Below are 23,003 nucleotides of genomic sequence, written 5' to 3'. Positions count from 1 at the left end.
TAATTTATACACCGGCATTGTAGAGAAACATAAATTTTCTTTCGTAAAAGTTGGATAAAAAGATAAAATAATAATGGTTTTTGATCAATTTTTTTGTGGCAGATATTAAATTTTGCCTTAGCGAAGTGGTAGTGCTTGAGCTTTATGTTTTTTTAAATTTTTTATTATGGTTAAGTTATTTTTGATTAAAAAATTATACTCTCTGAATGTTTTTGATATCGTTTAATCTTTTTTAAAACAGTATAGGTAATTATAGGATTTTTATGTGGAAATTGACTTCTTATCTATGTGGATTAATTTTTTTCTTTTATAGGTATCATTTTTTTGATTTCTATTAAATAATGTATTATTCAATAGAGAGAATTCTAAAAAAGGTTATTACCTATAAAGAAATGAAACAAAATTTTAAAAAAATGTGTTTTACTCTTGCACTTCTGTTATGAAAATTTTAGGAGACATGTATCAAATAAATACAAATGACGGAGCGTAGCGCAGCTTGGTAGCGCACCTGATTTGGGATCAGGGGGTCGTAGGTTCGAATCCTATCGCTCCGACCACGTTTTTTTGTATATAAAGAAGTAGCTCAATCTGATGAATGTGGTAAAGCAGTTATCATTATGATATGACGTTATAGGCATAGAAGTGTTGTGTAGTTTAAAGGAAAAGTACTATGATTGCACGTATTTATAGTCCTGCAAAAACAGCTATGCAGTCTGGTAAAAGAAATACCGGTTTTTGGTTTTTAGAGTATGAACAGGCACAGGCAAAAATGCTTGAGCCTCTTATGAAGTATACTGCAACATCTGATATGAATAATCAGATAAAAATTCGATTTAATATGAAGGAAGAGGCAATTGCTTTTGCACTCAGGAATGCTATTCCTTATCGTGTAGAAAAACCATTTAAATCGATTCGTCGTATTATTTCTTATTCTGATAATTTCCGCAGCGATAGGCAGCAACCTTGGACACATTAGCAATGGTGCTGTTTTGAATTGAAAAAATGGTCAATTGGTCCCGTAGCTCAGCTGGATAGAGCAACGGCCTTCTAAGCCGTAGGTCACAGGTTCGAATCCTGTCGGGATCACCATGTTGAATAAAATTGATAAATATAATAGTTTAAGAATTTGATTTTCTTTATCCTACGGATTTATTTTTTACTTATTTCATAACGTTTAGCTGTTTTTATTTTTATCTTTGTATCCTTGATTGCATATATTTAAATAATTTTTTCCAAGATCAAAATTAGATTATAACCTCCAGGATCCTTTATAAAATAGTGACATATTGTTTAAAATGGAAAAATTAGATCAGTAGGTTGTGTACGTTTATGAGCATTTATCTAGATTTTACTATAATGAAAAATTCATATTGTATCTGTTGATAACATGTTTTATCTTTCTTTGTAGTTTTTTATAAAACAGTTCATATATATCACTTTAAAAGATTTTTGCTAAATCCTTTTTATTGTATTTTAGATCAATTCTTTAAGGGATTGTAGGTGCAAGTCATGATTTTTTGTTGGAAAAAGGAAGTTTAAAAAGGAATGATGATTAAAATATTGCAAAATCACTTATATTCATGTGCTTTTACAGCGACTATTTTTTCTTTTTTATCGAATGTAAGTGTTGAGGCACATTCTGGTTCTAAACTATCTGCATTATTTTTATGTAAGGAAGATAAATTATCTTATAGGTGTAATGATCGTAAGAAGCACATAATTTTTAATAAATCGTACAACCTCGTTGAATTTTTAGAGGAAGAGAAAAAAGGGGACGAATCTCTCATGCCACCTACTGTTATAACAGTGCAGGAGTCAGGCACAGTTATCCAAGCGGTGAATATACAAATTGAAGGTACTAGTAAAGGTATTAATGGTGTAATTAAAGATACTAATGGTATATTTGTGTCGGAAGGGGGAAAAGTTGTCTTATACGATTCAACCTTTAGGGATGTGCCAATAGGTCTTAAGGTTGATGATGGAGAGATTGAAATAAATCGTGGAGTTATTGGAGCGACCAAGGTAGGTGTTTATGCAGAAAATAAAGAAGCATCTGTTATTTTAAAGGGCACAACAATTAAGATAGAAGGTCAAGAAATTAACCAAAGTGCAGCTCTTTTTAGTACAGTTGGTGCAAGTATTAAAATGATAAGTGGAGTAATTGATACGGCAAATGCTGCTGCACTTTATGTAGGTACTAAGGGAAGTGCAGCTTTAAATAGCGTTGTCATCACTGCAAAAAATCAAAATATAGCGGTTGAAAAAAATGCAAATAAGGAAAATAAAATTATTCCTGCAGTTTTAAATATAAATCAATATGGTTCTATTAATTTAAAGAATAGCAATGTTATTGCTACCGATGTTCGTGGTTTATGGATTGGAAGAGATGATAACACACAATCAAATATTGCTACGGAAGAGAATCTCTTAATTTCGCATGTTAATATCGAAAATTCAAAAATTACAGTGACAGGTAACAAGCACGGTATACATTTCGATATGAATAAAGAGGATAATGATTATGAACAAGGAATTGTTGTACTGAAAAGTACAACTTTTGAAGCACTAGATGGTACAGCTATTCATAGTAGTAAGAGTAGTGGTTATATTACAGCATTAGAAGGTACAAAAATCTCTGGTGATTTATTATTAACAGCCGAGAAGGAATCTTCTGTAACACTTTTGGTTAATTCTTCTTTGCTGACAGGAGGTATTCGCGTCGCTGATAATTCTATTGCTGAGCTTTATTTAACAGAAAATTCAAATTGGCTTTTAACGAAAAAGAAAGAGACAAATTCGCAAGACTTAAATCGTGTTAATTCATTTGTTTCATTTGTAAAACTTTCTGATAGTGCTATTACTTTTGAAACTCCAATATCCCAAGAATACCAGGTTCTTCGTATAGGAAATGGATTGGGTGAGGTTTACAATGCACAAAATAATGCTCATATTTATCTTAACACGCATATCAATAGCGATGGTTCACTTAATCATCAAAAAACTGATCGGCTTTTGATTCATGGTGATGTTTCTGGGGAAACCACAGTTCATGTGCAAATTGTTACAGAGAATCAAAAAAAAGTGGTAGATGGCAAAAATGCTCAAGATATTTCAATTATTCAAGTTTCTGGAAAAGCAAAGGAAGATTCTTTTCAGCTGAATGGTGGTTATATTGCATTGGGTGGTTTGCCTTACCAATATTATCTCCGTGCATATGGTCCCAGTTCTTCTCTTGGGCGTGTATCTACTACTCAAAGATTAGTTGAAGGTAATGGAGATTTTTGGGATTTTCGCCTTGAGAGTAAATATATTCAGCCTGCTTCACCTGCTTCTGTTATATCTGCACCTGAATCCATTCTTCGTTTTGAACCAAAAATGAGAGATGTTGTTCCACAGGTTCCAACTTATCTACTCTTACCAAATTCCTTATTCCATGCTGGTTTGTTGGATATCAGTGATCAAAATAAGCAGTTAGGTATTATGAGAGATGTTTCTAGTAAGCTATTAAAAATCAATGAGAAACCTTCTTTATTTATCCATGGTTATAGCGGTAATTACCATTATACCTCGAATCTGTCTGCGATTGAATATGGTTATGGCGGCAGCCTTGATTATAATGCTATGAAGGCAAATATCTTATTGAAAACAACTGAGCATGTATCTAGTACTGCATCTTTTGGAGTTATTGGGACTTACGGAAGACTTTCTTTATTCCCCAAGAGTGTTGAACAAAGTAAAAAAAGTACATTTGATAGATGGTTAGTTACAGCATATAGCAGTATGGAACATAACGTAGGTGTTTATGTAGATGGCCTTTTATCCTATGGTTTATTTAAGGGTGATATCTTTACCTTTTCTAGGGGAAAGACCGCAACCTTAAAGGGAAATTCCCTAGGTGCTTCATTAACTATTGGTAAAATATTTATGACAGGGTATGAAGATCTTGTTTTTGACCCTCAGGTTCAGGTTATTTATCAACATCTCCATTTTAATAAGGTACGTGATCTTGATGGTTTAGATGTTGATATGGGAAAACCTGATAAATGGGTGATACGTGGTGGTGGGTATTTAACCAAGACACTTGGTTCATTCGAAGAGGGACGTGCCGTTTCCTTTTATGGTAAATTACACCTTGTTAATAGTTTTGAAAGAAAGCAATTTGTGCATTTTAAAGATCCTTTCCAGCTAGGTGCTTTGGGTTCTTCTCTAGAAACTGGGTTGGGTATTCATTCTAAACTATCTTCCAAAATTATGATTCGTGGTGATTTTGTTTACAGGCATAAATTGACAAAGGCTGGTTTTTCTGGAATTCATTTCTCTGGTGCATTATGCTATCATTTTTAATCTATTTTTTTGAAGAGCTTTAGTTAAATTATATAATTTTGTGAGTTTTGAAGATTATTATTTCAAAATATTTTAAAAATTTCTTGGACAGTTCTTTATTTAAAATTGTTTCTTCTTTCTTTTGAGTTAGTTCGTTTTATTTTATGGAGAAAAATCTCTTTAATTATATTTATTTATTGATTCTTTTAAAATTGCTTAAAGTAACAAAGTCAAAAAAATAAAAGATCTCAATCTTGTTGCGCTTCTCCTGCATGAGATAACGGTATGTAAAATACTCTAATCTTTAAAATAATATAACTAATATTTAGTGCTTTATTTTATTGTTCATATTCTATTTATTAGATAAAATTCTTTTTGGATTTACTCCATATTTATTATCTATGCGCTTTCCATTTTTGAAGAAAAGATAAAAAGATAAAGCAATTTTAGAACATATCACCGACATCAAAAAAAGATCAAAAAAGATGCTCTTCATTAGGTAAGCCAAAGGTCCATCCATTTCCGTAGAATCATCTAAAAATCCCATTGCTAACCAAGGTATATAAATAGGGATCAACCAAAAACCTGAATGACCTAAATCGTGCAATCGTCTTACTGAAACAGAAATCTCTGGTATCAGTAATACATGATAAATCACATGCAATAAAACTGTGAAACCAACATTCGGTTCAGGAAGTATAAATGCAAATGTTTTAGGCTGTTTCGCAAAAAACCAGATAGGTGATACAAGAATACGTGATACGAGAAAAATCCAAGCATATTCAGCACGTGTTGCACGTTCTCTCCAGTTAAATGAACGTTTTAGTCCATAGCAGAGCCATCTAAATCCATTATACCATTTCAATTCTTTCACCTTACTCTCCTATATTTTTCTATGTATTATTGTAGTAACCTCGATTTAATAATTTTTTATAGCCGTAGCCTACTTATCACTCTCCTTTCAGATATCTTTAGGATTTAATAATGAAGATGAGAGTTTTTAGACAGTTAGATTCAATAAATTTTCTTTTTTTGTGAGCTCCTTTTTTAATATCTAATTAAGGAAGGTTTTATACAATCTTGCATACTTTTAAACTAGATGTGATAATTTGTAAAAAATTATTCTATCAGATAACGTGTGTTATTTCATGATCTCAAGTGCGTGATTATTTATATCATCTATAATCAAAGGATCTTTATCCATTGCTACAGTTTGATTAAGTTACCATAAAGGATAATTTTCTGCTGCAATAATAATTTCTTTTATTCAAGATGGTGATTTTAGATTTTAATAACTTCAATCTTTTATTATCTACCCGATAATCCACCTTACTTTGTATGATCAAAAGGTGTATGTGTTTCTGGAATTTATTATACAATAATGCGAAGAATGTTTTTTTAAAAAATCGTGAGAGAGATCGTAATTCTTTATCGAGTCAAATACGCCATTAACCTGTCAGCTCTATATCAGATCAGGTAGCACTAACTTATTGAATAATGATGATTATAAAGGGTCTTTTGGTTGTAATGTGATCTCACGAAACTTCCAAAATAGTACCTCAATAGGGGTTTTGATGGTTCGTATTTAGAGTTCCGCTTAACATTTTCAATTACGCAATAAAAGGTGGATTATCAGGTAGATTAAAAAAGAACAAAAATGACTAAATTATTAATTATATTGCATTATTAAAAATAAAGCGGTGCCATAATAAAGCACGTGATTTTTCGACAGCTTGTAAATCGACATCGAGTCCAAGGGCTGCAGCATGCTTTAGGCAAATATTAAGTCTGTTTAGAGCTTTTCGCGCTGTTTCAGCTTTTGTATGCCAAATTGGAGATGGAGTGTCACGAATATCCGTTTGATTAATCTCTGAAATAGGAACTTTGCCTAATTTGGGTAAAACATGAAGTTGCAATGGAGTGTAAACCAGCGCTCTGCCTTTACCGTCTCCTTTTAATTCAGCTGTACGGCTTTTAAAGGCATCGAGAGCAATATCACAGAGCATGTGTAAATTATAAGCGTCTTCAAATTTTAGTTTCTCTCGTTCTTTAATCGGATTACGTCTGGAGTGAATTAGGTCACGCCACAAAGAGACATCCTTATAAGAGCCTAACCCTATTTCGCGATGCCGTCCATAAAGGGTATAACGCAAGAACCATTGTACCCACCATCTTTACGTTTATACAGCCATAAACCGGCGCCATCATTATATTTTCTTGCGGTTAATGTTAAGACCAATCTTGCACTTAAACAGTTTATGATTCACATATGCTATCCACTCAAAAAGAGCTCATTTCAATCCACCCGTGGATCAACCTTTAAGTATATAATTAAATGATTCTTAATGAATATTTGTGAGAATACATGAAATAATAAATTATACAATATCAAATAGTTAGATACAGTATAATATGCAATGATTTGTCCTGAAATAACAGACGGTGCCCCCAGAGAGACTCGAACTCCCGACCCCCTGATTACAAATCAGGTGCTCTACCAACTGAGCTATAAGGGCATAAAACCATGTAGGAAGTAGCACAAACTAACAAAAAGGAAAATAGAAAATTGCTAATTTCAATGGATATTTTTAAAAAAAACTACATCACAAATTATAAAATGATCAGATTCTTTATAACTACCTTATTTTTTAGTAACGCTACTATTATTCTTATAACACTTAATAAAAGTACAGATAAAAACTCACTATTTGATTACCAAATTACGAATCAAAAGATTCTGACTGATTAGAAAGATATTCTTCTAACCAATGAATATTATAATTACCATCCGCAATATCTTGATTGTTAATAAGATTACGAAATAGAGGTAATGTGGTTTTAATTCCATCAACCACAAATTCATCTAAAGCACGTCGTAAACGCATTGTACATTCTAAGCGTGTACGTCCGTGTACAATCAACTTTCCAATTAAGCTATCATAATAAGGTGGAATCCGATAACCTGAATAAGCACCTGAATCAACCCGAATTCCTAAACCTCCAGGAGTATGAAAATGTGTAATGATTCCTGGTGATGGCATAAAGTTAATAGGATCTTCTGCATTTATGCGGCATTCAATAGCATGACCAGAAAAACAGATATCATCTTGTACAACTGAAAGCCCTTGACCAGATGCAATATGAATTTGTTCATGAACTAAATCGATGCCTGTAATTGCTTCAGTTACAGGATGTTCGACTTGTAAACGAGTATTCATCTCAATGAAGTAAAATTCACCACTTTCATAAAGAAATTCAATAGTACCAGCTCCTCTATATCCAAGTTTTGCACAGGCACTTGCAACAATATCGCCAATTTTTTTTCGTTCAATTTCATTAAGTGCAGGTGAATTAGCTTCTTCCCATACTTTTTGATGGCGCCGTTGCAATGAACAATCCCGTTCTCCTAAATGGATAGCATTTCCCGCTCCATCACCTATAACTTGAATTTCAATATGGCGTGGTTTTTCCAAATATTTTTCGATATAAACTGCATCGTTACCGAAAGCTGATCTAGCCTCTGAACGAGTTGTTTTGAGAGCTATAGAAAATTCTTTTTCAGAATGAACAACTTTCATACCTCGTCCACCACCACCTGCAGAGGCTTTTATAATGACCGGATAACCAATTTCATTAGCAATGCGCAAAGCATCTTCTTCTTCAGTGATAGCTTCATCTGAACCTGGTACGACAGGAATTCCAAGTTTTTTAGCGGTTTTCTTTGCTTCGATTTTATCACCCATAATTCGTATATGTGCAGCTGTTGGACCGATAAATGTAATATTATGAGCTTCTAGAACATCGGCAAATTTTGCATTTTCAGAAAGAAAACCATAGCCTGGATGAACAGCATCAGCTCCAGTAATTTCACATGCAGCAATAATTTGGTGAATGCTCAAGTAAGAATCATGAGCTGGGGAAGGGCCAATACAAACACATTCATCAGCAAGACGAACATGCATAGCATCAGCATCAGCGGTTGAGTGAACAGCAACAGTTTTTATTCCAAGTTCTTTACAAGCCCGCAGAATGCGAAGAGCAATTTCTCCTCGGTTGGCAATGAGAATTTTTCGAATCATAGCTATTCCTTGTTTTATTCGACAACAATAAGTGGTTCACCAAACTCAACTGGTTGACCATCTTTAACAAAAATAGCAGTCACTGTACCTGAGCGTGGTGATAAAATTTGATTCATTGTTTTCATTGCTTCAATGATAAGTAATGTTTGTCCTTCAGAAACACTTTGTCCTACTTGTACAAAAAGTTGTGCATCTGGTGCAGGTGCAAGATATGCTGTCCCAACCATTGGAGATGTTATCGCATTTTTGGATTTATCTTCCTGCGTAGAAGGCTCAGTTGTTGAAGTTGAGGGAGAAGCTATAGTAGGAGTGGAAATAGGAGCATAGATTGTTTGTTCAGGAATGTTTGGGGTGCTTTGACGTGACACACAAATACGAAGTCCACCCTGTTCAAGTTCAATATTAGTTAGATTCGTATCATTCAAAATTTCAGCAAGGTCACGAATAATTTTTGTGTTAATTGCAGTGTGTTTTTCCGTGTCCATCTTTTTTGTTACCATTTTATTTCTAACTCCTGGGTCAATAAAGATTATCACTATTGAATTTTTTATGACTAAATATTTTTAACTTACCACTGACCTTTAAAAGGTTTTTATTGAAACTTGTTTATTTTTTTTGATATTTATACTCATTTTTAAGCCAATATTTACTAAGAAAAATTGCACTTATAAGCCTGTTGATGAAAAAGAGAAAGCATAAAATCATTTAATTTACGGTATTCTTCACCAAATTGATGAAGTGAATAAGATATTTATTGCATATTTTTTACTGCCTTTTTTAAAACATCTTTGTTTACTGCTCCAATGAGTATTTGATCACCGATGATATAAGAAGGAATTCCAGTAATATTTAGTGTAGAGGCAATTTTAATATTTTCTTTAAAGGAATTTTGTAAGCTAGGATCTTTTATTATATCGTATAATTTTGTTTCATCTGCACCTAATGAAACTGCTATTTTTATAGCTTTAGCCTCATTAGCACGACCTTGACTGGTTAAAAGTGCTTCGTAAAATTGGTGGTATTTTTCTGGAAATTCTTTTCGAAAAGCATAAGCAACAGTATGTACTGCTGTCGAATCAGATCCTAAAACTGGTAAATCCTTGATAATAACGCGTAAATCTGGAAATTCTTTTATTAAGCTTTCTATATGTGAATAGGAACTTTTACAAAATTTACAATTATAATCAAAAAAATCAACAAGTGTTACCTTGCCATTTGGATTTCCAAAAACAGCATCATGAGGGGATTGAAAAATTTCTTTTTCTAATGAATGGATAATTAAAGCTTGTTTGGGAGATTTTTTCTCATTTTGCTTCTCCAATTTTTCTTGAAGGATCAGCTGCATTTGAACCATAATTTCTGGGTTGGCGAGTAAATAATCTTTTAAAATTTTTTGAAGATGGTAATCATCAATATGTGGTATAATCTTTTCTCTAAGTTTAGATAAAAAGGTAGAGTCTTCCAGAAGTTGTATTTTAAGGTTTTCTAAGTCCAAATAATTGGGTATTTTTTCACTCGATGTCGCCTTTGATGAAGGTGAATAGATTAAAAGACTAAATATAGCTATTACGAAAAATTTTGCAATGAATGTTATTTTTAGGTATCGAGGCTGATGAATCATCTGTATGCCTTTTTATCTCTATTTATGCTATGGATTAAACCATGTAAAAGGTGTTAATCATGGTATTTAACAGTTATGCAGTTATGTAAATTTAGTAAATTGTACAAAAAACATCAATTTTTATTTTTTATGAATAGCTTTCATATAACGCATATTTTATAATGGTTATGTTTTGTATAAAAGCTGAATTTATCTATTTTTTTATCTAATATCATTTTCTGTTTATTATGATAGCAAAGCTATTTCATAGTATATTTACTTTGGGAAAAGCACCTTAACATTTAAGGCATTGGTGTTATCTTTTGATTATTGCTTTATTAAGCACAATAGAACAAAATATAAAAAGTAAAATTATGGAAATAACAACGCATTACGATCTTTTTATTATTGGTGGAGGAATAAATGGGTGTGGATTAGCGAGAGATGCAGCTGGACGCGGATTTAGAGTAGGATTAGCTGAAATGAATGATCTTGCATCGGGTACATCAAGTGCATCGTCAAAGTTGATTCATGGCGGTCTTCGTTATCTTGAACACTGTGAGTTCAAACTTGTCCGTGAAGCATTGAAAGAACGTGAAATTATTTGGCGTATGGCTCCACATATTGTGCGTCCTTTGCGTTTTATCCTTCCTTACCATAAAAAATTACGTCCTGCTTGGATGTTGCGTTTTGGGCTTTTCATTTATGATTATCTAGGTGGCTGGAATCAGAAACTATGGCGTAGCAATACGGTTAATTTCTCAAAGAATTTTAATTCTATATTGAAAGAAGAATATTATAAAGGTTTTGAATATTCTGATGCAAAAGTAGATGATACACGTTTGGTTATTGCCAATGCTTGTGATGCAGAAAAGCATGGCGCGGATATAAAGGTACGAACAGAAGTTTTATCCTTAAAAATAGAAGGAAAAAAATGGCTTATATTTCTTCAAGATAAGTTAAGCGATAAAAAATATTGTATTACAGCTTCTTATGTTGCAAATATGGCAGGGCCTTGGATTAATCATATTTTGGCAAATGTATTAGACTGTAAAGATTATTTACCCATACGACTTGTTAAAGGTTCTCATATTTTGGTTCCAAAGCTTTATACCCATGATCATGCTTATATTTTTCAAAATGATGATGGACGTGTTATATTTTCCATTCCGTATCAAGAAGAGTTTACGTTGCTTGGAACAACAGATTGTGAATATCAAGGAGATCCTTCTGATGTCCATATTACAGATACAGAAATTGACTATATCTGTACAGCAGTGAGTAAATACTTTAAACAGCCGATATCTCAGGAAAATATTATTTGGACTTATTCCGGTATTCGCCCACTCTATGATGATGGAGCTTCAAAAGCACAAGAAGTCACGCGTGATTATATCCTAAAAGAAATGAAGATAGAAAATGCTCCACGGATTCTTAATCTTTATGGCGGTAAGATCACAACTTATCGCAAATTGGCGGAAGATGCGATGAAATTTATTGAAGGAGCGATTGGTGCAAAGGGAACACCATGGACAGCTAATTCAATACTTCCTGGGGGGTAATTTTCCGTATAATAGGTTGGACATAATTGAAAATAAGATTGCTCATTTAATGCCAGATTTAGATGCTTTTACATGCCGAAGACTTTCTCGATCTTATGGTTCAGAAGCGTTGATGATATTTGAAAATGGTAAGGCAGATAAAGGAAAAGATTTTGGACATGGACTTTATGAAATAGAAGTAAGATGGTTAATAGAAAAAGAATGGGCGAAGACGAGTGAAGATGTATTATGGCGTCGTTCAAAACTTGGACTTTTTTTTAATAAAAAAGAAATTAGTGCTCTTTCTACCTATATGCAAAGCAAAAAAGAAATGAAATAAGATTAACAACAATTTATTTATAGTACTTTATTATAGCATATTTGCATAATAAGTTTAAAAATGAAAAAGGGAAGTAACTACAATGATTCATGGATTTATGAACTATATAACACTTTAATTTATTATTTATTAGCTAAAAATACCTCTTAGATACCGTACTAATACTGATATGCCATTTAAAGATACGATATGAATGGAGAAAAACATAATTCGAATAGCTTATTTGTAGTGATATTTGGTACTATATAAAGCCAGTTGAGTAATTGTATATTGGGGAGTATTTTTATTAGGAGCAGTATGTTTTTTTATTTCATTGATTTTGGCGAAAGTTTCAGTTAACTACAAAAAAATTTAATACAAAATGTATTTCATATCTTTAATTGATGATAAAAGATAATAAGACTTTTTATAAAGTGAAAAAGTAGATACTCCTATATATGAATGAGCAGCCATTAATAGAAATGTGAGAGTAGTGCTCCTATGATATTTTATACTTCTCCATCAAAGGTAAGATTTGCAGTGGCACCAATGTTGGGATGGACTGATCGGCATTGCAGATTTTTTTATCGCCTTTTAACAAAGAAAGCACTCCTTTATACCGAAATGGTTGTAGCAGATGCTGTAATTCACGGTGATCGTGAACAAATATTAGCTTTAAACTATAAAGAACATCCAGTTGCATTGCAGTTAGGGGGATCAGATCCACAAAAATTAGCAGAAGCTGCACGAATTGCAGAAGATTTTGGTTATGATGAAATAAATCTCAATGTTGGTTGTCCATCGAATCGTGTTCAAGCAGGTGTATTCGGCGCCTGTTTAATGTTACATCCCAATATTGTGGCAAGTGCTGTGGAAGCAATGAAACAAGCAGTTACTATATCTGTAACTGTTAAGTGTCGGGTTGGTGTGGATGAGCAAGATGAAGAATCAGCTTTAGATCTTTTAGCTAATCAAGTTTGGAATGCTGGGTGTGATGCACTCTGGGTACATGCACGTAAAGCATGGTTACAAGGATTAAGTCCGAAAGAAAATCGCGATATTCCTCCACTTAATTATGAAAGAGTTTATAAATTAAAGCATAAATATCCTAATAGATTTATTGGAATAAATGGTGGAATTAAATCGATTGATGAAGTCAAAGGTCATTTAACCTTTTGTGATGCTGCCATGGTTGGCAGACAAGTTTATCATGATCCAATTTTATTAAAGTATATTGATTCGGAAATATATGGTGAATCACAGAGTGATCTTAGCGATTATGATCTTATTGAAGCCATGTGCGATTATGCTGCCAAATATGTTGCATCAGGAGGGAAGCTTTCTCATGTGACACGCCATATGATTGGTTTATTTCATGGAAGGGATGGGGTACGTCGATGGCGGCAAATATTATCAAATGATGCAACCGGAAGAGATGCAGGTGTGCATGTTCTGAAAGAGGCTTTTTCTTCTCTTATTTAACAATGACTTGATTTGATCAATATATATATTTAACCTTAAATATCTTAAAATTCTGCTTTCTCTAAAAGATTTTGAAGAGAGCTATATCTGTATTTTAGAAAGTTGTTATCTGCATAAAAAAGAGGGTATTAATTGTACATATCAAATAACTTATTAATCAAATATTTATCCAATATAAATGATAATTTAAGGCATTGACAATATTTCTAATCTGTAAATTAGTAAAAGCAGTTATTTTTTTAGAAAATTTACTGCACAAATAATTTTGTTAATAATATTTAGTGTGTTTGAAATACATCTTTTAAAAAAACCAACAAATTATTCACATCCTGTTTGTATGATAAGATTCTAATATATACTTGTAGACTGAAAAGGTATCTTGATGACTATCAGCCCATTTGATGATTTTCGTGCGTTGCTCACAAATTTACCTGTTGCTGATGAATTTTCTACAATTTTGGCAAAAAAACGGCAAGAAAATTTAACAAAAGTGCGAGGAACATTAGGAAAATTAGGAGATATTGCAGTTTGGTATGCAGGGTGGAGAGGTGAGGAAAAGCCTATTATAACACGACCTTTGGTCGCTATTTTTTCTGGAAATCATGGTATCACTGATGAAAATGTTACGCCACTTCCACAATCTATGACACAAAAGATGGTACAAAATTTTGCAGCTGGTGGTTCTGCTATTAATCAAATTTGTATTGCTTATGATCTTGGATTGAAGATATTCGATTTGGCACTGGAATATCCAACAATGAATATTACTAAAGATGCAGCAATGAATGAGCGCAGTGCAGCTGCTACAATGGCATTTGGAATGGAATCAATTGCTGGTGGAACAGACCTTTTATGTATAGGTGAAATGGGGATCGGTAATACGACGATAGCTTCAGCTTTATGTTTAGCATTATTTGGTGGAGAAGTTGAAGAATGGATAGGGAGTGGTATGGCATCTGAGGTTGAATTTTATCAACGTGAAATAATAGCAATCAAGACAGCAGTTTCTTTACATAAAGATTATTTTGATGATCCTTTTGAAATAATGCGCCGCTTAGGAGGACGTGAGATTGCTGCTATGATAGGTGCTATTTTGGCTGCGAGGATGGAAAAAATACCAGTGATTTTAGATGGTTTTGTAGCAATGGCAGCAGCAGCAGTGCTTTATAAAATGCATCCAAGAGCTCTTGATCATACCCTTGTTGGACATGTTTCTTTTGAACCAGCTCATCGTAAACTTTTAGAAAAAATTGAAAAAAAACCACTCCTAGATCTTGGTATGGATTTTGGTGAAGGGGCAGGTGCAGCTATAGCAGCTGGTATTGTTAAGGCTGCTGTTTTAACTCATGCCCAAATGGCTGTTTTCAAATAAGAAGATTTGATTATTTAATGAATGAGTGTGATTATAAAGATTGAAAAAATTAAAGATTTATTCATGTAATTTTATATAGTTAAGTGGTAATTCTGTAGTATATTTAATTTGTTCCATTGCAAAAGACGATGAAACGTCACGAATATCAATTTTAGTAATTAACTTTTTGTAAAAAAGATCATAAGCTTCGATATCGGGAACGACAACACGTAATAAATAGTCGATATCTCCACTCATTCGATAAAATTCAATTACTTCACGGAATTCTTGCACAATTTTTGAAAAACATTTAAACCATTCATGGCTGTGTGTGTTTGTACGAATAGAAACAAATACGGTGACATGTGCATTTACTTTTTCTGGAGAAAGAACAGCGACACGACGTTGAATAACACCATCCTCTTCCAGTTTTTGAATTCTACGCCAACAAGGAGTAGTGGAAAGTCCAATTTTTTTAGCAATATCAGCGACAGAAAGTGTAGCGTTTTCTTGTAAAAGATGTAAAATTTTTCGATCAAGACGATCCATATTGTTCCCTCCTGACAAATTTATGCACTAAATTGCGAAGATATACAATAAGTTCATCATTAAACCATGGATTTTTTTGTAACCAAAAAGTATTTCGCCATGATGGATGAGGTAAAGGCATCACATTGTAACCTCGAGGTTGGCGTATAGAAAGAATATTTCTCCAGTCGTTAACAGTCTCTGAGACGGTTTTATGTTTCAGTTCTGTTATGTGCCATTTATGTGCATAACTTCCAATAGCAAGGACAAGCTTTATTTGTGGCATAGCTTGAAATACTTTTTCATGCCATATTTCTTGACATTCACGTCTTGGTGGCAAATCGGATTTATTTTGATCATAACCTGGGAAACAAAATCCCATCGGAATAATAGCAAATAGAGATCTATTATAAAATTCATCACTGGTTACATTGAGCCAATTACGTAATCTTTCACCTGAACGATCATTAAACGGAATAGAACTTTCATGCACACGTAATCCTGGTGCTTGACCTGAGATTGCAATCAAAGCTGTACTGGATAAATAAATTACAGGTTTTGGTTCATGAGGAAGAGGAGGAAGATAATGCGGATGTTGGATACAAACACGACAGGAATGAATTTCTTTCTCAAGTTGAATAATTTGATTATAGTGTTTTTGTTTCATGGGTAGGTAAAAAATGAAAAAAAGAGAATACTTTCTTTATTGTATTCTGGCTTTATTGTATTCTGGGATGAGCTTTTCGCCATTTTTTTGGTTCTTGAAAACTTGATTGCCATATTCCTTTTTTTTTCTTTTTGGCTTCTTGTTCTTCTTTAGGGTATTTATAGTAACTAAGTGCCCAGCCATTATACACAATTGTTGCATTGATATTGCTGATTTTCTTTGTCTTACATGTCGCAAGGATTCGGTTGTATTTGTCTTTTTTGTACCAATAACATGTAACAGGTTGGTTTTCTACGAGTCTTTCTAAATATTTTTTAGCCTCAAGTCCACATGGATAGCGTGTTGTCTTTGTGCCACAAAATTGGTGAATCTCAGGAGCATCAATCCCTGCAAGACGAATTATGACAGAAGAAATCATGATTGAATCACCATCAATAATCGATGCATTACCTGTAATTGATGCTTTAGAAACAAAAGCCTCTTTTTTAAGGGGCATTTGAGTATATTTAGGATAGGCTGTTGTAACTACAAGAATGGTGGAAACCAGAAGAATACTAAAACCGACAAATTTTAAGCTTAATTTATTAAAATTAAAGTAATTTCTTTTTTTCATAAAATAAAAAAACTATTATTGTAGTGTTTTCAATTTACTACAGATACACTTATAACTTTTATAAACATAGCAATGTATCATTTAATTATAATGAAAAATTTCAGTATATTTGAAGCTATTGCATGTCTTAATTGCATCATTGTATCCACAATAAATTAAATATAATATCATAATGATATTTATAATCCAAGTTTTGAAGTAGTGGTTAAAAAGAGAGAAAAATTTCTTCAAATACACACTGTGTACAACTTAAAATAAGATAAACACACTGCAGCTTAACTTTGATTTAAAAAAGCAAAAAATCTCTCAGAAAATAATTTTAAATAACAAAAAATAACTGTACTTATTTTTAATTACAGCAATTATTAGCTAAATAGTACAAATTAATTATTTAATTTTTGTTTCTTTAAATTCAACGTGCTTTTTCACAACTGGGTCATATTTACGTTTGCTCATTTTATCTGTCATTGTACGACTATTTTTCTTTGTCACATAAAAAAAACCTGTATCTGCAGTCGATAAAAGCTTGATCTTAATGGTTGCTGCCTTAGCCATAATAAAGAATCCTAATTTATACTGAAAACGATATTACTTTACGTTCAAAATCTATCTTTTATGCAATAAGATTTTTATGCGACACTACGGATGTTCTAAAAAAAGTCAAGAGCTGTTCCATTTTTTCATATGTTAAACATACATAAAAAATAGCTTATAGCTCCCAAAATAGTCATTATAGCTAAAAAATTAAATAGCTTGAAGATATTTATCTCTTAGCTGATGACGATTAATTTAACAAATATAATGATCCCATTGCAAAAAATAAAAGCAAAATTAGCAGAAGCAAGGCTATATTTATTAGAGCACTGTATTACTATGTAAACCAGATTACATAAAGTCCAGCAGCTATGTTACTGAAGAAAAAAATTAAATACTAGCATTTATTAATATTTGATTATCCATGGCTTCAGTAAATTCTAAAATAATACAATATATGAAAAGATAGACATCGCTTCGTTACATAATCACTTATGATACTGATAAAGATTGAGAGTAAAATATTATCAAGTATAAGCCTTACCATAACTATTGTTTATGCAGTTGATAAAAGATGATTTAAAATAAAAATAGTAAATTTATCTAATAAATATTGTAAAAATTATTTAGTATATAGAACTTTTTATATAATTATTACTGATAATAATAAAATATATTATCAAATATAATAAAAAAGATGGTATTATATATAATAAACTGAAATATATCGTGCACATTATTCTTTAATTATAAGTTATCGTTATCTTATTTTTTATCATTAATATTTTAAATATTAAATATAATATGAAAAAATATTAATTATTTTGCATAAGATTTTATTATGATATTTTTATATTATAATAATAATTGTAATTATTGTTTAAATTTTTATAATTTTTTTGTTTTTACTTAATATTTTTTACTTTTATAAAAAGTATTCTTATATTTTTTTGCTATAAATTTATTTTTATGGTAAGATATAGCTGAAAAAACTATTGGTTGAGGTTTGGTTAATATCTCAAAACATAAAGCGCCAGCAAAAGGACGTACTTCTATAAGTTTTACCTTTACTATATTGCTAAGTTGGTAGCCTTTATGACTACGCTTTCCTATAAGTAGATGATGTACTTCATCAAAATGATAGTGATCATTTTTAAGTGTAGAAATAGGTACAAAACCATCAGTATTTAATTTATCAAGCGAGATAAAAATACCTGCTTTTGTAATTCCAGAAATACGACCTGTAAAAACACAGCCAATCTTATCCATTACATAATGGGCTACAAGCCGATTGATGGTCTCTCTTTCAGCCATCATTGCACGTCGCTCATGTAAAGAAATTTGTGTAGCAATTTCTGCAAGATTTTGTTCTTGTTGTATATCTATTAATTGATCATTTCCTAATTTTAGGGCATTAACCAGAGCACGGTGAATAATAAGATCAGCGTAACGACGAATCGGTGATGTAAAATGCGTATAATTACGTAAATTCAAACCAAAGTGACCGATATTTTTGGGATTATACTCAGCTTGAGATTGTGAACGAAGAATAACTTGGCTGACCAATTCTTGTTGTTGAGTATTAGTGACTTTTTTCAAAATGCTGTTAAGGTGTGCTGATGTAAGCTCTGCTCCTCGAGAAAGCGATATCCCCAAACTTTTAAGAAAACCCCGTAATATTTCTTGTTTTGCAAGAGAGGGTTTATCGTGAACACGAAAAATGAGGGGGTGATGATGTTCTTTTAATGTTTCAGAAGCTGCAATATTAGCCTGTATCATAAATTCTTCAATTAAACGGTGTGCTTCTAGGTGTGTTTCTATCACAACATCTTTGATGCATCCATTTTGATCAAGAATGATTTTTTTTTCTGCTATCTCTAATTCTAATGGTTGTCGATGATTACGCGCGATTTTAAGTTTACCATAAGCCTCCCACAATGGTTGCAAGATGCTTTCGAGTAAGGGAGCTGTTTTTTCATTTGTATTTCCTTCAATTGCAGATTGTGTTTCTTGATAAGAGAGTTTAGCTACTACATGTACCATAATACGATGAAAACTATGTTTTCGTTTGCTACCGTTTGCGTCAAAAACCATACGAACAGCTAAAGCTGCTCTATCTTTTCCCTCGCGCAGAGAGCATAAATCATTAGAAATACGCTCCGGTAGCATTGGTACAACGTGATCAGGAAAATAAACAGAATTTCCTCGTTTCAGGGCTTCTTTATCTAAAGCACTTCCTGCCTTGATATAGTAAGAAACATCTGCAATTGCGACGATAATAATCCAACCACCAATATTTGTAGGATCTTTATCTTTTGTTGCATAAACTGCATCATCATGGTCTTTTGCATCTGGTGGATCAATTGTAACAAATGGTAACTGCCGCCAATCTTCACGATCGTCTAAGTTAGCAGGTTTTATATTTTTTACTTGTTCCAAAACATTTTCAGGAAAAATATAAGGAATTCCTTTTGAAAGAAGAGCAATCATTGAGAGTGTTTTCTCACTATCAATATGTCCTAAAACATTCTTTATTTTTGCGCTCTTCAATCCATAAACGGTATTTTTTTTAATTTCGGCTTCAACGAGGTCACCAGATTCTATTTTTATTTCAGAAGATATATCAATAATCAGTTTGTTTATTTTGTATTCTATAGGATCAAGCTGCCACTGGCCATTTTTTAATTTTCTTACTATGCCAAACGTACTTTGTTGAGGCTTATCAATTTTACGAATAATTTTTCCTGTATAAGAAGTGTTTTGAAGAGATTTATTATAAAAAATTTTTATAAGAACATTATCTCCAACATCAATACTGATCCCTTTGATATGATGAAAAGGGAGTATTTCAATATTTGGTTTTGGATTATTTTTCCACTCAAGTGGTTGTGCAATAAAACTACCATCCCCATTGCGTGCACTAATTTTTACTAAGGTAATCGATGGCAGTTTTTTTTGATTTACGTTTTTTTTATGCTGTTTTGGTATCAAATTATTATTCTTTAGATCACGTAGTATATTTTTTAACCAAATATAAGAATTGTTTTTTAAATTAAAGGCTTTGGCAATTTCACGTTTGCTTAATTGGTTAGGGTTGTTGTTAATGAAAGAAAGAATTTCTGCTTTTTGGGGCAGTTGTTCTGTATTCAGTAGTTGAAAATATTTTTTTTTACTTTTAGCCAAAATTTATTTCTCTTTTCTTTTAGAAGAAGTTCTTTTTGCAGCTATTTTTTTACTGGAAGCTTTAGCTGATATAAGTTGTAGTGCTTCTACAAGCGTCACATTAATTGGATCTTTATCTTTTGGTAATGGTGCATTAATTTTACCCCAATTAACATATGGGCCATAACATCCATCACGCACAGTAATTACGCCACCATCTGGGTGGTCTCCTAATGTTACCAGTTCTGTAGGTGTCGTTCTACCTTGCTTTATTTTATTTTCTTTTTTCTCAGCTAGTATAGCAACAGCGCGATTGATGCCAATATCAAAGACTTCATCTACATGAAGAAGGGGAGCATATTTTCCATTATGAGAAAGATAAGGTCCATATCGTCCAATTGTGGCTGTAATTACCTTACCTGTTTCAGGATGAATCCCAATTTCACGAGGTAGAGATAGTAAAGCTAAAGCTTTATCAAAAGTAATATTTTCTACTTTCCATTCTTTTGGCAATCCTATACGCTTAATTTCTTTATTTTCACCAAGCTGAATATATGGTCCGAAGCGACCATTGCGTAAAGAAATGTCTTTTCCCGTTTCAGGATCAGTACCAAGTATAACAGGTTCATCATTATGCACGGCTTTATTCTTTTCTCCTGCATCTGTACCAAGTTGGCGTGTGTATTTGCATTCAGGATAATTAGAACAGCCGACAAAGGCACCATAACGCCCTAATTTTAATGATAATTGACCATCTATACAAAGAGGGCAAGAACGAACATCACTTCCATCTTCACGTGCAGGAAAAGCAAGAGGTGTTAAAGCTACATTTAAAGTATCTAAGACATTTGTTATCCGTAATTCTTGAATATTGGTAATAGATGCATTAAATTCATCCCAAAAATCACGTAGAACTTCTTTCCAGGATAGTTTTCCATCTGATATAAGATCCAATTTTTCTTCGAGATTTGCTGTGAAATCATATTCTACATAGCGATTAAAGAAGTTCTCAAGAAAAGCTGTAACGATTCGTCCTTTAACATCAGGAATAAGTTTTCGTTTATCAATTCCAATATATCCACGATCACAAAGTGTTGCCAATGTAGATGCATAGGTTGAAGGTCGACCAATTCCTAGTTCTTCAAGTTTTTTAATTAATGAAGCTTCAGAATAACGGGGAGGTGGTTCTGTAGTATGTTGTATAGCTTCAATTTTTTCTTTTGTAAGTACTTCACCATTTTTCAATTGTGGTAGATGTGTTATTTCGTTTTCTTTACTGTTTTTTTCATCTTGTTGGTCAGTATAGATAGAAGTAAAGCCATCAAAACGAATAACAGAACCTGTTGCGCGTAGGTTCGCGCAATTCTCTCCTTGTAGTGCTTCAATTTCAACAGTTGTTCGTTCAATTTCGGCAGAACACATTTGGCTGGCAATAGTGCGCTTCCATATCAATTCATAGAGTTTTGCTTGATCACTATCAAGAAAATTGCATACTTGGTTGGGAGAACGTTGAAAATCTGTTGGACGGATGGCTTCATGTGCTTCCTGTGCATTTTTTGCTTTTGTTGAATAAAAACGAGGCTTTTCAGGAACATAATTATTGCCAAAAGATTCGTAAATTACTTGTCGTGCTGCATCAATAGCTTCTGGTGCGATTTGTACACCATCAGTACGCATATAGGTAATAAGTCCTGCCATTTCACCATCAATTTCAACACCTTCATAAAGCTTTTGAGCAGTTTGCATGGTACGAGAAGCTGAAAAACCTAATTTTGAAGAAGCTTCTTGCTGTAAAGTGGATGTTGTAAATGGGGGAAAAGGATTTTTCTTTATGGATTTTGCTTCAACGCTTAAGATACGATATTTTGCTTCCTCCAGCATAAGACAAATCTGATTTGCTTGTTTTTGCGATTGAATATCAAGTTTACCAATCTTTTTTTGATTAAATGTTGTTAATCTTGCGTGAAAACTATCATCTTTGATAGTTTTAAAATATGCTGTAATGGACCAATAATCTTCTTTGATAAAATGTTCTATTTCTGATTCACGATCACAAATAATACGCAAGGCAACTGATTGAACACGACCAGCTGAACGTGCACCAGGAAGTTTACGCCATAAAACAGGCGAAAGTGTAAAACCAACGAGATAATCAAGAGCGCGACGTGCAAGGTAGGCATCTACAAGTGATGTATCAATATCACGTGGATTACTTATAGCATCAAGAACAGATTTTTTTGTAATTGCATTGAACACAACACGTTTAACAGGTTTACCATTTAAAACTTTTTTTTGACTAAGAATATCTAGAATATGCCATGAAATAGCTTCTCCTTCACGATCAGGGTCTGTTGCTAAAATAATGCTATCTGCTTCTTTAACAGCTTTTACTATCTCATTTAAACGTTTAGCTGCAGTAGTATCGATATCCCATTTCATAAAAAAGTCTTTATCAGGTAGAACGGAACCATCTTTTGCAGATAAATCACGGACATGTCCAAATGATGCAACTACTTTATATTGAGATCCAAGATATTTATTAATTGTTTTTGCTTTAGCTGGAGATTCAACGATAACGATATTCATAATTTTACCCGAATGTTGAAATAAAAATTCTTTTTATAAACTCCTTTCATAGGAATAGCTAATGACAATTTTATTAAGAGGACATAAAAATATTATATTATACAACTTTTGATTGTTATTATTAAAATACACTCTATATGAAGTAATACGGTTTATTTTATATAGTTAATAATAGAAATATACGACGAAATACTAAGATAACGTCTATTGAGAGGTGG

14 protein-coding genes, 3 tRNA genes and 2 pseudogenes are annotated in these 23,003 nt (G+C 32.5%); 7 read left to right on the top strand and 12 right to left on the bottom strand.

Annotation, left to right across the window (positions count from 1 at the left end; genetic code table 11):
- Positions 1-480: 480 nt before the first annotated feature.
- The 4 genes from V4P56_RS02950 (at position 481) to V4P56_RS02935 (ending at position 4,344) form a co-directional block, all read left to right on the top strand.
- A tRNA-Pro gene (locus V4P56_RS02950) sits at positions 481-557 on the top strand.
- 113 nt (positions 558-670) lie between these two features.
- The gene (locus V4P56_RS02945) at positions 671-976 is read left to right on the top strand and encodes an ETC complex I subunit (RefSeq protein WP_455482572.1); all 306 of its coding nucleotides are present in this window, start codon (positions 671-673) and stop codon (positions 974-976) included.
- 36 nt (positions 977-1,012) lie between these two features.
- A tRNA-Arg gene (locus V4P56_RS02940) sits at positions 1,013-1,089 on the top strand.
- A gap of 459 nt (positions 1,090-1,548) precedes the next feature.
- On the top strand, positions 1,549-4,344 hold the full coding sequence (locus V4P56_RS02935; RefSeq protein WP_455482646.1) for an autotransporter outer membrane beta-barrel domain-containing protein: 2,796 nt from the start codon (positions 1,549-1,551) through the stop codon (positions 4,342-4,344).
- Positions 4,345-4,675: 331 nt separating this feature from the next.
- On the opposite strand, the gene V4P56_RS02930 is transcribed toward V4P56_RS02935, so the two are convergent.
- The 6 genes and pseudogenes from V4P56_RS02930 to V4P56_RS02905 all read right to left on the bottom strand — a co-directional run bounded on the left by V4P56_RS02930 (position 4,676) and on the right by V4P56_RS02905 (position 10,023).
- Entirely contained in the window at positions 4,676-5,197 is a 522-nt protein-coding gene (locus V4P56_RS02930; protein ID WP_455482571.1) for a DUF805 domain-containing protein, read from the bottom strand.
- A gap of 832 nt (positions 5,198-6,029) precedes the next feature.
- Positions 6,030-6,586 (bottom strand): annotated as a pseudogene (locus tag V4P56_RS02925) (phage integrase central domain-containing protein); the annotation flags it as partial.
- Positions 6,587-6,766: 180 nt separating this feature from the next.
- Positions 6,767-6,839: transfer RNA gene (locus tag V4P56_RS02920), tRNA-Thr, on the bottom strand.
- Between the two features lie 204 nt (positions 6,840-7,043).
- Positions 7,044-8,402: an acetyl-CoA carboxylase biotin carboxylase subunit gene (gene accC, locus V4P56_RS02915; protein ID WP_455482570.1), complete on the bottom strand. Its 1,359-nt coding sequence runs from the start codon at positions 8,400-8,402 to the stop codon at positions 7,044-7,046.
- A 14-nt stretch (positions 8,403-8,416) separates the two neighbouring features.
- A complete protein-coding gene (accB, locus tag V4P56_RS02910) occupies positions 8,417-8,902 on the bottom strand; it encodes an acetyl-CoA carboxylase biotin carboxyl carrier protein (RefSeq protein ID WP_455482569.1) in 486 nt (161 codons plus the stop codon).
- A 251-nt stretch (positions 8,903-9,153) separates the two neighbouring features.
- The gene (locus V4P56_RS02905; protein WP_455482568.1) at positions 9,154-10,023 is read right to left on the bottom strand and encodes a DsbA family protein; all 870 of its coding nucleotides are present in this window, start codon (positions 10,021-10,023) and stop codon (positions 9,154-9,156) included.
- 353 nt (positions 10,024-10,376) lie between these two features.
- On the opposite strand from V4P56_RS02905, the pseudogene glpD reads away from it, so the two are divergent.
- The 3 genes and pseudogenes from glpD (at position 10,377) to cobT (ending at position 14,716) form a co-directional block, all read left to right on the top strand.
- Positions 10,377-11,883, top strand: a pseudogene (glpD, locus tag V4P56_RS02900) (glycerol-3-phosphate dehydrogenase).
- Positions 11,884-12,363: 480 nt separating this feature from the next.
- Positions 12,364-13,344, top strand: coding sequence for a tRNA dihydrouridine(20/20a) synthase DusA (gene dusA / locus V4P56_RS02895; RefSeq protein ID WP_455482567.1), 981 nt, complete (start codon positions 12,364-12,366; stop codon positions 13,342-13,344).
- 382 nt (positions 13,345-13,726) lie between these two features.
- Positions 13,727-14,716: a nicotinate-nucleotide--dimethylbenzimidazole phosphoribosyltransferase gene (gene cobT, locus V4P56_RS02890; RefSeq protein WP_455482566.1), complete on the top strand. Its 990-nt coding sequence runs from the start codon at positions 13,727-13,729 to the stop codon at positions 14,714-14,716.
- 57 nt (positions 14,717-14,773) lie between these two features.
- Here cobT and V4P56_RS02885 read toward each other — a convergent pair whose 3' ends face one another.
- From V4P56_RS02885 to topA, 6 genes are all read right to left on the bottom strand, one after another.
- On the bottom strand, positions 14,774-15,244 hold the full coding sequence (locus tag V4P56_RS02885) for an Lrp/AsnC family transcriptional regulator (protein WP_455482565.1): 471 nt from the start codon (positions 15,242-15,244) through the stop codon (positions 14,774-14,776).
- The gene (locus V4P56_RS02880; RefSeq protein ID WP_455482564.1) at positions 15,231-15,890 is read right to left on the bottom strand and encodes a uracil-DNA glycosylase family protein; all 660 of its coding nucleotides are present in this window, start codon (positions 15,888-15,890) and stop codon (positions 15,231-15,233) included. Before V4P56_RS02880 ends, V4P56_RS02885 begins: the two co-directional genes overlap by 14 nt.
- Before the next feature lie 52 nt (positions 15,891-15,942).
- The gene (locus V4P56_RS02875; RefSeq protein WP_455482563.1) at positions 15,943-16,503 is read right to left on the bottom strand and encodes a thermonuclease family protein; all 561 of its coding nucleotides are present in this window, start codon (positions 16,501-16,503) and stop codon (positions 15,943-15,945) included.
- Between the two features lie 387 nt (positions 16,504-16,890).
- The gene (rpmG, locus tag V4P56_RS02870; RefSeq protein ID WP_004864083.1) at positions 16,891-17,058 is read right to left on the bottom strand and encodes a 50S ribosomal protein L33; all 168 of its coding nucleotides are present in this window, start codon (positions 17,056-17,058) and stop codon (positions 16,891-16,893) included.
- An 888-nt stretch (positions 17,059-17,946) separates the two neighbouring features.
- Positions 17,947-20,220, bottom strand: coding sequence for a ribonuclease R (gene rnr, locus V4P56_RS02865; RefSeq protein ID WP_455482562.1), 2,274 nt, complete (start codon positions 20,218-20,220; stop codon positions 17,947-17,949).
- Positions 20,221-20,223: 3 nt separating this feature from the next.
- Complete coding sequence (gene topA / locus V4P56_RS02860; protein ID WP_455482561.1) at positions 20,224-22,785, bottom strand: type I DNA topoisomerase; 2,562 nt, start codon at positions 22,783-22,785, stop codon at positions 20,224-20,226.
- Between the last annotated feature and the right edge of the window lie 218 nt (positions 22,786-23,003).

Source organism: Bartonella sp. B35(2025) (assembly GCF_053794465.1).
The sequence above is the reverse complement of the archived record's forward strand: the minus strand, read 5'-3'. Positions and strand labels throughout refer to the sequence as shown.